General features: G+C 60.2%; 8 protein-coding genes and 1 tRNA gene. 5 read left to right on the top strand and 4 right to left on the bottom strand.

The window, feature by feature from the left end:
• Positions 1–72: 72 nt before the first annotated feature.
• Positions 73–756 carry a DNA-3-methyladenine glycosylase I gene (locus JQ566_RS13640; protein WP_212372745.1) on the top strand — a complete coding sequence of 228 codons (684 nt, stop codon included), beginning with the start codon at positions 73–75 and terminating at the stop codon, positions 754–756.
• A 208-nt stretch (positions 757–964) separates the two neighbouring features.
• Positions 965–1,258, top strand: coding sequence for a hypothetical protein (locus JQ566_RS13635; RefSeq protein ID WP_036038628.1), 294 nt, complete (start codon positions 965–967; stop codon positions 1,256–1,258).
• A gap of 116 nt (positions 1,259–1,374) precedes the next feature.
• On the opposite strand, the gene JQ566_RS13630 is transcribed toward JQ566_RS13635, so the two are convergent.
• Positions 1,375–2,787 (bottom strand): sensor histidine kinase, encoded by a 1,413-nt coding sequence (locus JQ566_RS13630; RefSeq protein ID WP_212372744.1) that lies wholly within the window; start codon positions 2,785–2,787, stop codon positions 1,375–1,377.
• A 104-nt stretch (positions 2,788–2,891) separates the two neighbouring features.
• Positions 2,892–3,992: a DNA polymerase IV gene (gene dinB, locus JQ566_RS13625; RefSeq protein WP_212372743.1), complete on the bottom strand. Its 1,101-nt coding sequence runs from the start codon at positions 3,990–3,992 to the stop codon at positions 2,892–2,894.
• A gap of 217 nt (positions 3,993–4,209) precedes the next feature.
• Between dinB and JQ566_RS13620 the strand changes: the two genes are divergently transcribed.
• Entirely contained in the window at positions 4,210–4,419 is a 210-nt protein-coding gene (locus JQ566_RS13620; protein WP_212372742.1) for a hypothetical protein, read from the top strand.
• 26 nt (positions 4,420–4,445) lie between these two features.
• Here the strand turns inward: JQ566_RS13620 and JQ566_RS13615 are convergent.
• Both JQ566_RS13615 and JQ566_RS13610 read right to left on the bottom strand, forming a co-directional pair.
• Positions 4,446–4,522: transfer RNA gene (locus JQ566_RS13615), tRNA-Arg, on the bottom strand.
• Between the two features lie 203 nt (positions 4,523–4,725).
• Positions 4,726–5,241, bottom strand: a complete 516-nt coding sequence (locus JQ566_RS13610; RefSeq protein WP_212372741.1) for a hypothetical protein — start codon at positions 5,239–5,241, stop codon at positions 4,726–4,728.
• Between the two features lie 314 nt (positions 5,242–5,555).
• On the opposite strand from JQ566_RS13610, the gene drmD reads away from it, so the two are divergent.
• Together drmD and JQ566_RS13600 are read left to right on the top strand one after the other, a co-directional pair.
• Positions 5,556–8,777, top strand: coding sequence for a DISARM system SNF2-like helicase DrmD (gene drmD, locus JQ566_RS13605; protein ID WP_212372740.1), 3,222 nt, complete (start codon positions 5,556–5,558; stop codon positions 8,775–8,777).
• Positions 8,778–8,780: 3 nt separating this feature from the next.
• Positions 8,781–12,680: an Eco57I restriction-modification methylase domain-containing protein gene (locus JQ566_RS13600; protein WP_212372739.1), complete on the top strand. Its 3,900-nt coding sequence runs from the start codon at positions 8,781–8,783 to the stop codon at positions 12,678–12,680.
• Positions 12,681–12,682 lie beyond the last annotated feature (2 nt).

Genomic DNA, 12,682 nt, shown 5'->3' with positions numbered 1-12,682 from the left:
GGCGGCAACGCGAGGGCTGGACCGGATCGCCAAATTCTGGTGTCGTGGCCTACCCTCAATAGCTGTCTCCACATGACCCCCTTCAAGACCATTCGCGCCCGCGCCGAGAAGCGCAAGGGCGGGCCCAAGGCGCTGGAGAGACTGATGCCGGCCAAGCCGGACCTCAAGCGGCTGGCCAGGCTCGGCGACGACCATATTCTCGCCGAAATGACCAAGCGGGTGTTCTGCGCCGGCTTTGCCTGGAGCGTGATCGATTCGAAATGGGACGGCTTTGAAGACGCCTTCCTGCATTTCCAGCCCGCCAAGCTCACCTTTCAGCCTGAAGAGTATTGGGAGGGCCTGCTGCGCGATGTGCGCATCGTGCGCAACGGCGCCAAGATCATGTCGGTGCGGGACAACGCCGCCTTCGTGCAGGAGATTGCGAAGGAGCACGGCAGCTTCGGCAAGTTTCTGGCGAAGTGGCCGTCGTCCGACGAGATCGGCCTGCTCGATCTCCTTAACAAGCGCGGCAGCCGGCTAGGGGGCAATACCGGCCAGATGCTGCTGCGCTTCGTCGGCTGGGACGGTTTCGTGACGTCCAAGGACGTGGCGGTTTGCCTGCGCGGTGCAGGTCTCGACATTGCTGAAGAGGTCAAGTCAAAGGGCGATCTCGCCAAGGTGCAGGCGCAGTTCAACGCCTGGGCCGAGGAGACCGGCCTGCCCTACACCTATCTGTCACGTATCTGCGCGCTGTCGGTCGGCGAGAACGGCGAGTAGCGCGCGCGGCCCACCGCCAGATCGTGTGCATCCTGTGGCGATCTTGTGCCGCGAGCGCGGCGGACGGCGCGTGTGATCACGAAATACATTTTGCGGGAACATTTGTCCGCAGCGCCTGTTCGGGACATTGAGCCAGGCGGACAAGGGCGCAGGGAACGCATGCTCCCGCCTGGGTCAAGGAAAACCGGATATAGAAACGGAGCAGCTCATGAAGCTCACATCTGAACAGGTGAAGCAGACCGTCAACCAGCTCGGCGCTCAGGTGCTGCCCGACGAACATCCAGCGATGCCGCAGCTCAACAGCATGTTCGGCGAGCACACCTTCTTCGTCGACGAGATGGGCCTGAAGGTCCTCGAGCCCACGGGATCGCTCGGCAGCGACCGCCAGAGCGGCGAGGTCGTCAGCCTCGCCGATTGGGGCGATTCCGACCTGACGCGCCTGATGGCGCATGAGCCCGAACCGACCGGCGTGATCGTGGTGTTCGAGCATATGAAGCATTGAGCGGTCCGAGCGGATCGACTGTCATCGGTGGCGGATCTGAGGATCCGTCACCGTCAGCCGCGCACGGCGCGCACGTTGTTTGCGTCGTCCGAGGCGGCTCCAACATGGCGGCTGGATCATGCCTGGAGCGGGATCTCGATGGCGATCTGCGTCCCCGGGCCCGTCGTGCTCTCGAGCCGCAGGCGCCCGTTCAGAGATGAGGCCACGAGATTAAAGGCGATGTGGAGCCCCAGGCCGGCATGGCCGCTCTCCCGACTTGTCGTGACGAACGGATCGAAGACATGCGCCTGTAATTCGTCGGGGATGCCGACGCCTTCATCGGTGCAGACGAGGCGGACTGATGCCGGGTCCGGCTGGCTGGCCGTGATGACAAACCGGCCGCCTCTCTTGTCGGGATAGGCATGCGCTGCGGTGTTGAGGGCGAGATTGCTGATCACCTGAGCCAGCGCTCCGGGGTAGCTGTTGAGCCTGACTCCCGCCGGGCATTGGACCCCGACCGTCAGGCCATGGTGCGCCAGCAATGGCCCGAGCTTCGACATCAACTCCGACAGCCAATCCCTGAGCTCGAAACTGCGCCGGTCCTCATCGGCTTGATGGACGGCAACCTGCCTGAAGCTGTGCACCATCTCGGATGCGCGGTGCAGATTGTCGAAGGTCAGGTTGAGCCCCTGCTTGAGCCTGTCGATGCCCTTGGTCAGATCGGAGCGCCGGACCGAGGCTCCGCCCAATGCGTCAGCCATGGCTTGCAGGTCGGCCTGCATGGTCGTCGAGGTCGTCAAGGCGAGGCCGAGCGGGGTGCTGACCTCGTGAGCGACACCTGCCACCAATTGCCCGAGCGAGGCGAGCTTTTCCGCCTGCACGAGGTGCTCCTGGGTCGCGCGCAGATCGCGCAGCGATTTCTCCGAGCGTTCTTTCTCACGCTGCAGCGCCTCGGATGTCCGGAATTGCCTTCGTGCCCGGTATTCGCGCGCAGCCACGGCGTAGAGCGACAATGCGTAGGCGTTGCCGACGAGCGAATGGTTGATGAACCTCAGGCCCTCCGGCATCGTCGGCGCGAATGTCTCGGCGACCAGCAGCGCCACCCACGAGAGCAGGCAGAAGATCGCCAGCGAGCCGATCCGCAACGGCAGCATGGTCGAGACGAACAGGATGATCATCATCATGCCGGGCGCGGCAAACGTGAAGCCTGACGGCAGCACGAGATAGATGCTGGGCAAGAGGCAGCCGGGGATGACGCAATAGACGAGGAAGATCGTCTCCGCCCATGGTTTCATCCAGCGCCGGGACAGCAGTGCGGTCAGCGGGAGCAGGACGAACACGGCGGTGCCACCGCGGATTGCGAGCGTCGTCGGCACGACTTCGGGGTAGAGCACCCAGTCCCAGAGCGTGTAGCCGGCATAGGTGGCGGCGCCGAGCAGCATCGCGATCTGGGTCCATCCGAGACTGCCCCGGACATATTGGTCGACGAACCGGCGTTCCTCGATGCGGTCTTCGAAGCGCAGTCCGAGGCGTATCAATAAGGCAAGCATACCAACTCAATCGGGAAAAAGGCGTGTCTGGTGTCTCTACGACAGGTTTGGAGCCGCGTCGCGGATAAAGATGCCGCGTCCGCCGAAGCGGCCTCCAGCCCCGTTCAGATGCCCAACGTAAGCTGCGGCTCCGCATCGTCCCCGACCTGGAGGGACGACAGCGAGACCCCCAGCAGCCTGACGCGCTTGGGCAGCGGCATCTCGGCTTCGAGCAGGCCGCAGGCCAGCCGCTCCAGATCGTCCCGGCCGGCAACGGCCGCTGCGACGGACCTGCTGCGCGTGACGATCTCGAAGTCGGCGAACTTGATCTTCAGGGTCACGGTGCGGCCGCGGCTGCCGGTCGCCTCGCAATGGCGCCAGACCTTGTCGACGAGCGGCCTGAGCTCGGCGACCAGCGCGTCGAATGCGTCGAGGTCGGTCGAGAATGTATTCTCCGCGCCGATCGACTTGCGGATCCGGTTGGCCCGGACCGGCCGCTCGTCGACACCGCGCGAGATCCAGTAATAATACGCACCGGATTTGCCGAAATTCGCATTCATGAACTCCAGCGTCTGGTTGCGGATGTCGAGACCGGTGAACATGCCGAGCGCGTTCATCTTCGCAGCTGTCGCCGGACCGATGCCATGGAATTTGCCGACGGGCAGCGTCTCGACGAAGGCCGGGCCCATCTCCGGCGAGATCACGAACTGACCATTGGGCTTGCGATGATCGGAGGCGAGCTTGGCCAGAAACTTGTTGTAGGAGATGCCCGCCGACGCGTTGAGACCGGTCTCGGCCTTGATCTTCGCGCGGATCTTCAGCGCGATGTCCCGCGCCAGCGGGATGCCTTGCAGGTTCTCCGTCACGTCGAGATAGGCTTCATCCAGCGACAGCGGCTCGATAACGGGCGTGTGCTCGGCAAAGATGTCGCGGATCTGCCTACTGATCGCCTTGTAGACCTCGAAGCGCGGCCTGACGAAGATCAGGTCGGGACACTGCCGCTTCGCGGTCACCGACGGCATGGCGGAGCGAACGCCGAACTTGCGGGCCTCGTAGCTGGCCGCCGCAACGACGCCGCGTTCCGCGGAGCCCCCGACCGCGACCGGCTTGCCGCGCAGCTCCGGGTTGTCGCGCTGCTCCACCGACGCATAGAACGCATCCATGTCGATATGGATGATCTTGCGCACCGGCGCCGCCTTGCCGGTCACCGTGTCGGATTCGCTCATGGCAAGATGATACAATCGCGCAAGCAGAAGTGCGAGGTGATGGATGGGTCAGGTGTCGCTGTTCGTCGTTGCCGGGATCGCGTTTGCCGGCGTGCTCAATGCGGCCACTGGCGTTTGAATCGAGGCGTTCAGCCTCGACGGGTTCAAAGATCAATCTCAGCCTTGTGAGTGGCAAGCCTTGGGATGTGGTCCCATATGAGCCCGCGGAGGACAGTCCATGCAACACAGCTCCGAACTCATTCAGACGATGCGTCAAGCGCTGGAGACCGTGATGGCGAGCGTGCCGGCCCATCAATCGGTCTTCGGTCTGAAAGCGGCCGTGGCCGAATGCATTCTAAAGACTGCCGCGCATGGTCAGACCTCATATGAGGGACTGGTGACGTCCGCCTCTGATCAGGTCCAGACAATCATCTCGGTGCTGACGTGAGTGCCGGCATGAAAGCGGCTGCAATCTGGCGCACCCGACACGATTCGAACGTGTGACCTTTGCCTTCGGAGGGCAACGCTCTATCCAGCTGAGCTACGGGTGCTAGTCGAGTTCATTTAGCCGATTGGCGCGGGGCGGGCAACCGCTAGGTTTGCCTGGGGTGGCTCGGTCGGATGGTTGCGGCGCCCTCCTCAGGCAAAGGTCACACGTTCGAATCGTGTCGGGTGCGCAGGGAAAGCACGTGCCGAACGTGCCGGGACTGTGGCGGATCTGGATCGCTGCTTTGCAGCGATCCAGCCCACGTCGTTACTCCGGCTCAGGGGCCGAAGGTCGGCTCTTACGAACCGCCTTAACCGCCGATTCAATGAGGGGTTCATTCCATAGCAGCGAATACATTTGGTCGCGGCTCGGATGTTCCGGGTGGAGATAGTTTATCAAGAACGTCGTGCATCTTGCGATCGATTTCAGCTCTTCAACGATTTCGACAAAGTCCGTCTCGCGGTAAACCAATATTCGTGAGCTATCAGGTTCGAACCGGCTTTTATTCAGCGTCTCAAACCTTGGATCTAGATTTGCTTCAGAAACCGCGACGAATATGTCGAGGTATGCCGCAGGCTCAACTAACAAGAGCGCGTCCGGAAGTTCGTCACAATAAGCCCAGATGTGGTGCGCAACATTGTTTCGTTTTCGGGCGGCGAATCGAGCAAGCCTTATGACCGCCTCGAACATCTCCAATTCAGGATCCATTAGCTTTATTTTGCCCGCAGATAGAATCATGTCCATCTGCGCGCTCGTGCTTCGAACACTCTGCAGCATCGCCATCGTAGGTCCTGCCTCAGCTGCAAGTAGGAAAGCTAAAATCGAACCGACGTTGGCTTCGATATCAGCCCACCGAGCTACAATCTCCGCAAGGAATGGCGCCAAGTGGGGGCGCCGTTGGATAGCCTCGGGGCTTGCGAATACCTTGGCGCTAGATCGCACTCTTGAGAGGGGTTGTGGAGCCATCATCAATCCAAAGAGAGTCGTCTGAGTGGCCTCGGAATACCTGCCGTTTCTAAATCTAGCATTTAGTTGTGTGGCGCAATGCCCGCAACTATTGTCCTATCCGATCTATTGAAGCTGATCTGGAAGCATTGATGGCGGGGAAACTTGAGGCGGGGGCCTTTGTGGAGCTCCGGGGGCGGCCTTGGCTGGTCGAGGAGACCGTAAAAGGGGAGGGTGAGTTCGAGTCGCTGCGGCTTTCCTGCATTGCCGACGACGCGCAGGGCGAACAACTTGAGGTAATTTGGGATGCCGAGATCGGGCCCAGAGTCCTAGGGGAAGATAACTGGCAGAACGTCGGCGCAGGCGGACCGGATTCGGCCGATGTGTTCGCGGCCCATCTGCGAGTAATCCGTTGGAATTCCTCTACCGCCGCTGAGCGGGACTTGTTTCAAGCGCCCTTCCGGGCGGGAATTCGGCTGGATACCTACCAGCTCCTGCCCCTACGGAAAGCCCTTCGCCTTCCGAGAGTAAATCTGCTGATCGCGGATGACGTCGGGCTTGGTAAGACCGTTGAAGCCGGCTTGATCGCACGGGAGCTCTTGCTGCGCCGCCGCATAGACTTCATCGTTGTGGCAGCGCCGCCCTCTATGACTTTGCAGTGGAAGGACGAGCTGCAGGCGAAATTTGGCCTGTCCTTCCAGATCGTCGACCGAGAACATCTCGCCGAGATGAGGCGCTTGCACGGCTTTGGTGTCAATCCGTGGCGAACAGGTTCGCGCTTCATCATTTCTCACCGTCTTCTTACGGACGAGACCTATGTCTCCGGCCTTAGGGATGTCTTGGGGGAGTTTCGTGCCCGTGCCTTGTTGATCCTTGATGAAGCCCATCATGCGGCCCCCGCTGGAGGATCGCGTTATGCGATCTCGAGCCAGTTCACCAAAGCGGTCCGCAACATCGCAGAACGCTTTGAACATCGCTTGTTCCTCTCCGCAACTCCGCACAATGGTCACAGCAACAGCTTTTCTGCCTTGTTAGAGATGCTCGATCCACAGCGGTTTACGCGCGGAGTGGAGGTGCGACCGAGGGATTTGGAGCCGGTCATGGTCCGCCGGCTGAAATCAGACCTTCGACGACTCGGCGAGGCGTTTCCAGAGCGGCGGATCGAAGCAATTCCGATTGCGGGCCTCCCGGCGGACGCGCCGGAACTTGATCTAGCTCGCCGACTTGCGGCTTACGGCGAGCTTCGCATGGCGCGCATATCGACGCTGCCGAGCCAGAAGGCTGCCCTAGCCAAGCTTGCCTTTGTTGGCTTGCAGCAACGCCTTCTTTCATCAGTCGCTGCATTTGCCAAAACGCTCAAAGTTCATCGCTCTTCACTCGCCACGCTGATTGATGGGGAGATTTCAGCTCGTGAAACCCAGGCTGCCTTAACATTCGTCATGTCATCGAGTGGCGAAGTTACGGCAGAGCTTGATCTCGATGATGCGGACGCCGAAACCACGATCGATCAGGATGAGAAATCTGCGACTGAGGCGGCCTCAAGCGCGGGAGCGCTTGGAGCTACCAAAGGCGCCCTTGAAGCAGAGCTTTCCGCAGTCGATGATATGTTCGCGATTGCTGAGGCTTCCGCAAGCCGTCCCGACGCCAGGGTTCGCTGGCTCGTCGAATGGATCAAGGGCAATATGCTCTCGGGTAAGGCCTGGAACAACCGACGCCTGATCATTTTTACTGAATACGAAGACACGCGTCGATGGTTGGAACGACGGCTGCTTGAGGCAATCGATGCCACCGATAAATCGGACGAACGCATCCTTGTGTTCTCGGGTGCCACCGGCACGGACAAGCGCGAAGCCGTCAAGCGCGCCTTCAACACCGATCCCGCGATCGAACCCGTCCGGATACTGCTTTGCACCGACGCCGCCCGCGAAGGTATCAATCTCCAGACTTATTGCTCGGATTTGATCCACTTCGACTTGCCTTGGAACCCTTCTCGTCTTGAGCAGCGCAACGGGCGCATTGATCGCAAGCTGCAGCCGGCAAAGCTTATCATTTGCCGCTACTTCAGATATGAGCAGCGCGAAGCGGACATCGTTCTCGACGCCCTTGTGCGCAAGACCGAGTCGATCCGCAATCAGCTCGGCTCGGTCGGTCAGGTGATTGAAGAGCGTGTGACGAAGCGGCTAGCGGAAAGCGGCATTCGTCAGGGCGCAGCGGCGGAGATCGCCAAAGCCATCGAAGCGGAGAGCGATGCCGAGCGTCTGACTCGGGCGCGGGCCGAAATGGACGATAATGAGCGCGTCCGCTTCGAGAAGATCACCAAGGAGCAGCGCGAGCTGCAAAGGGTGCTGGAAGACTCGCAGGAGAAGGTCGGCGTCAACCAGGATGATTTGAGGCATGTGGTGGCCGTTGCCCTTGAACGGGCTGGTTATCATTTCGACGAGGCCCGGGCGGAAGCCGTCGGCGCGGTCGAAACCTATCGTTTCGATTCCTCTCATCTGGCCTTCAAGGGCGAGGGCGGCTGGGGCGATGCGTTCGACGATCTGCGAATCCGGCCGCGAAAGCGCGGCGAACGTTATTCGGATTGGCGGCGGAACGCGCCGATCCGCTCGATTTCCTTCAAACCGCCGGTGCTGGCGGACGGGCGCGACGCGCCGAACGTCGTCCAGGTTCATCTCGAACACCGTCTTGTCCGAAGGCTGTTGTCACGATTCATTTCGCAGGGCTTCGAATCGAGCCTGTCACGCGTTTCCGTGATCATGGGGCCGGGCGCGCAGCCGCGCATCGTCCTGATGGGGCGTCTCAGCCTGTATGGTAGCGGCGCGACACGCTTGCACGAGGAGGTAATTCCAATCGCTGCGATCTGGTCCGAGGCCGAGCGTGCCCGGAAGCCGTTGAAAGCTCTGGGCGAGAGCGGCGAAGCGCGGACGCTTGATCAGCTGGAGCAGGCGTTGAGAACGGCTACGCCGGCGCCCGCGATGGCGGTTGCGCGCGTTCAGGCATTAATTGAGCAAGACATCACGGATTTGCGTCCCGCACTTGAGAGCATCGCGGGCGAGCGCATTGCAACCAATACCAAGTTGTTGCGCAAGCGTGGCGAGGAGGAGTCAAAGTCGCTGCGCGAATTGCTGGAGCGCCAGCGTGGCCGAATTTCCAAGGCGGCGGACGAATTCGACCCCAATCAGCTTTCTCTCCCGGGAATCGCCGAGGAGGAGCGGCGGGAACAAGAGGCGGATCGTCGTCATTGGCGAACGCGGCTTGAACGGCTCGATCAGGAAATGAAAACGGAGCCGGAGCGCATCATGCATTCTTACGACGTGACGGCGCATCGACTCGAACCGGTCGGCATTGTCTATCTCTGGCCGGTTTCAGGTTAAACGATGCAAGAGACATACCGCGATCCCGCGCTTGAATGGCTGGACCACGTGCAGCCGGTTGGCCTTGTGGTCGCACCAGCCGTGGTCAAGGACCTGATCCTAGAGCCGACACCGCAGAGCCAGATTGACAGCGCCGAGGTTGAACTGCTTGTCGATCCCGATCCGGCCAAGCCAGCTCTGGCTGATCCATGGGCCTTTGCGGAAGGGATCCTCGGCTGGGAAGCGCGGATGGTTGCCGGTGCGCCCGGCGGCCCCGTTCTACCCGATAGCCTTAGCCTGCGCCTGCCAGAGTATGACACGACACTTTCGCCCGATTGGGCCGTCCTCGATCCCTCGGGTGGCGAGCAGAAGTGGCAGATACTTGTCAGGTTGGAAGGGCCGGGCATCGATCCCGATCGGCGCGGTGCGCTCGACGGATGGGAGGCGACCCCGCATCAACGTTTCGAGCGGCTGTTACGGGAGACCGGAGTTTCCGCCGGACTAATGATCACCGACAAGGACATCCGGCTGGTTTACGCCCCGAAAGGCGAGACTTCCGGGTGGCTGGCCTTCCCGATCCGGTCGCTTGCGACAGTCGGCGGGCGCGCCATGCTCGGCGGGCTCAAGCTGATGCTCGATCGCGGACGGCTCTTCACCGATGCTGAGGATCGCCGTCTGCCGGCAGTCCTGAAGAAGAGCCGCGAGGCACAGGCGGCGGTATCGACCGCACTCGCGGAGCAGGTGCTCGGTGCGCTGCATGAATTGTTACGTGGCCTCAATGCCGCCGATCCGGACGCAATCCGGACGCTCGCGACCGAACAGCCCGGCCATCTTTACGAAGGCCTGCTCACCGTCTTGATGCGACTGGTGTTCGTGCTCTACGCCGAGGATCGCGATCTCCTACCGTCGCGCAATGACGGTCGATCGCGCGCACTCTATGACAACGGCTATTCCGTTCGGGGGCTCTACGCCAAGCTGGCTGAGGACGCTGCGCTCAACCCCGACACCATGGACGAGCGGCGCGGCGGCTGGGGCCGCCTCTTGGCCCTATTTCGGCTGATCCATGGCGGCCACTCCTCACACCTTGTTCAGGCACGTGGCGGCAAACTATTCGATCCGGATGCCTTCCCGTTTCTCGAAGGGCGCTGGGCACCTGCCGTTAAACCAGCGGTTATCACAGTCTCCGACGGCTGCATTCTGCGCGTGCTCGAAGGTCTGATGACGCTTGAGTCCAAAGGACGTGGCTCGGATCGAGCACGTGAGCGCCTGTCCTATCGCACCCTCGATGTCGAACAGATCGGCTCAGTCTATGAGACTGTGATGGGTTTTACGGTCGAGCGAGCGGCAGGGCGCGTGCTCGCGATCAAGGCCGGAAAGAGTAACCGCACGCCAGTCTTTGTGAATCTTGATGAGTTGTTGGCTAAGAGGGGCAAGGATCGCGTCAAGTATCTCAAGGATGACGGCGATCGTGCGGTTACCGCAGCGCAGGCCAAGCCAATCGAGGCCGCCAAAAGTGTCGCTGAAATTGTTGCTGCGCTGGACTCGATTATTGACGAGCGCGCCTCGCCCCGCAAGCGCGAAATTTCCCCCGGCACCCCGATTCTGCAGCCGACCGACGAACGCCGTCGCACCGGTAGTCACTACACGCCGCGCAGCCTCACCGAGCCGATTGTGCGTTACGCGTTGGAGCCTGCTTTTGAGCGGCTTGGGCCGGATGCGACGTCGGAGCAAATTCTTAATCTGAAGGTTTGCGATCCTGCCATGGGCTCGGGCGCGTTTCTAGTTGAGGCCTGTCGCGCGATCGCGGCCAAGCTTGTCGCCGCTTGGGCGCGCCGGCCGGATAAAAGGCCGATTATTCCGGTCGACGAGGACGAGGAACTACACGCTCGGCGGCTCGTAGCGCAGCGCTGCCTCTACGGCGTCGACAAAAATCCGCTCGCCACGGATCTCGCAAAGCTATCGTTGTGGCTGGCGACCTTGGCGCGAGATCATGAGTTCACCTTTCTCGATCACGCGCTCAAGTCGGGCGATAGTCTGGTTGGCCTGACAGAAGCGCAGATCGCGGCGACCCACTGGGATGCATCGCAGCCGCCAACATTCGTTGGAAAGCTTGTTTCAGATCATATTCGTGAGGCCGAAGCAGGGCGTCGCGAAATTCGCGAGCTCGCCGAATTCGAGGATGAAAAGGCGCTCCGAGGCCGCTTACGCGCGGTTGATGCCAAGACTCAAGTAGCCAAGCTGATCGGTGATGGGATCGTTGCTGCCTTTTTTGCAGAAGATAAGCCCAGGGCGCGGATCGAGAAGCTTGTCGCATTCCAAAAGCAGCTCCAAAGCGGATTGGGCGGGACCAATTGGTCCGAAGCAATTCAGCCTTTCGTTGCGTCGCTTCGGTCAGGCGCGCATGCCGTTACACCTTTTCATTGGGAGATCGAATTTCCGGAAGTGTTTGCAAGACAAAATGGCGGTTTCGACGCCGTTGTAGGAAACCCCCCGTTCCTGGGTGGCTCCCGAGTATCTTCAGAGATCGGAGATCGCTACTTACAATACATCCTGTCAGCATTCCCAACAGCCGGCGACAAGACCGACCTTGTTCTATATTTCTTCGCACGATCCTTCGCGCTCTTGAGAGACAAGGGTATTGCGGGGTTAGTCGCAACAAATACAATTGCTCAAGGAGACAGTCGATCGACGTTACGCATCCTAAAATCTTTAGGATTTCACCTCTTTCGAGCGCGCCGCCGTCTTCCTTGGCCTGGAGATGCCACGGTCATCGTTTCCGTCCTACATTTAGCAAAACTGGACGATCTTCGTCCTCAATTCATCGACGATCGTTCATGTGCGGCGGTCTCAGTCTATCTAAAGCCCAACGCAATGAACGATGATCCCGAAGCGCTGCGCCAAAATGCTGGTCTCATATATGAGGGTTTTGGGCCATATGGAGCAGGGTTCATTCTGCAAGAAGGCAGTGAAGAACTCGCGGCGCTGATGTCGGACAGCCGCTATCACGATATCGTATTCGAGTATGTTGGTGGCGAGGATGTCTTGACCGAGCCTACTGGAAGATCAGAACGAAAGATTATTTACATAGGCAAAATGGAACGAGCTGATTTCGAACGGCGATATCCTGCCGCTTATCGCTTAATTGAGCGAACAGTAAAAGAGGAGCGGGCAAAGAAATCGAAGCGTGTATCTGATATGCCGTGGTGGCAGTTTCTCTGGCCGCGACCAGAATTAAGGGCCAAGATGAATCAACTCACAGAAGTATTGGTCCGACCTCGAGTTGCCAAGCACCACGCCTTTATGAAGGTTCCTGCTGGTTGGATTATAAGCGGTTCTGCCAACGTCATTTGCTCAGATCGCTTGTCGTTGTTTGGGGCGTTGCAATCAAGGGCTCATGAGCTTTGGAGCCGGTTCTTTTCCTCAACGCTCGAAGACCGTCTACGTTACACTCCGTCTGATTGTTTTGATACCTTCCCATTCGCTTCCGGGGTCAAGGACTCTGCGCCGCCAGTGGAAGATGCCGGGCAAGCTTACCACCGCTACCGCTCCGAGGTTATGGTCGCTCGAAAAGAGGGCATGACAAAGATATACAACCGCTTTCACGATCGAACCGAAGCCTCTGAGGACATTCGGCGCTTGCGCGAGCTACATGCCGCCATGGACCGAGCCGTTTTGGAAACCTATGGGGCCGATTGGCACGATATCGCCGCGCGTGCCCAGGCAATCTTCCTCGACGAGACCAACGAGGACGACCACACCTATCAGGGTCGTTTGTTCTGGCCGTCCGATTTCCGCGATGAAGTCCTGGCCCGCCTCCTTGCCCTCAACGCCGAACGCCACGCCGAGGAAGTCCGCCTCGGTATCGCGCCGGGCGTGAAGGGCAAGAAGAGTGATGACGAGGTGGGGTTCTTGGACCTCGAATAGAG

The sequence above is a fragment of the Bradyrhizobium sp. SZCCT0231 genome (assembly GCF_018130245.1).
GTDB lineage: Bacteria > Pseudomonadota > Alphaproteobacteria > Rhizobiales > Xanthobacteraceae > Bradyrhizobium > Bradyrhizobium japonicum_F.
The sequence above is the reverse complement of the archived record's forward strand: the minus strand, read 5'-3'. Positions and strand labels throughout refer to the sequence as shown.

Coding starts and splice junctions, on each gene's coding strand:
- JQ566_RS13640 (WP_212372745.1), top strand. CDS start 73: ATGACCCCCTTCAAGACCATTCGCGCCCGCGCCGAGAAGCGCAAGGGC.
- JQ566_RS13635 (WP_036038628.1), top strand. CDS start 965: ATGAAGCTCACATCTGAACAGGTGAAGCAGACCGTCAACCAGCTCGGC.
- JQ566_RS13630 (WP_212372744.1), bottom strand. CDS start 2,787: ATGCTTGCCTTATTGATACGCCTCGGACTGCGCTTCGAAGACCGCATC.
- dinB (WP_212372743.1), bottom strand. CDS start 3,992: ATGAGCGAATCCGACACGGTGACCGGCAAGGCGGCGCCGGTGCGCAAG.
- JQ566_RS13620 (WP_212372742.1), top strand. CDS start 4,210: ATGCAACACAGCTCCGAACTCATTCAGACGATGCGTCAAGCGCTGGAG.
- JQ566_RS13610 (WP_212372741.1), bottom strand. CDS start 5,241: ATGGCGATGCTGCAGAGTGTTCGAAGCACGAGCGCGCAGATGGACATG.
- drmD (WP_212372740.1), top strand. CDS start 5,556: ATGGCGGGGAAACTTGAGGCGGGGGCCTTTGTGGAGCTCCGGGGGCGG.
- JQ566_RS13600 (WP_212372739.1), top strand. CDS start 8,781: ATGCAAGAGACATACCGCGATCCCGCGCTTGAATGGCTGGACCACGTG.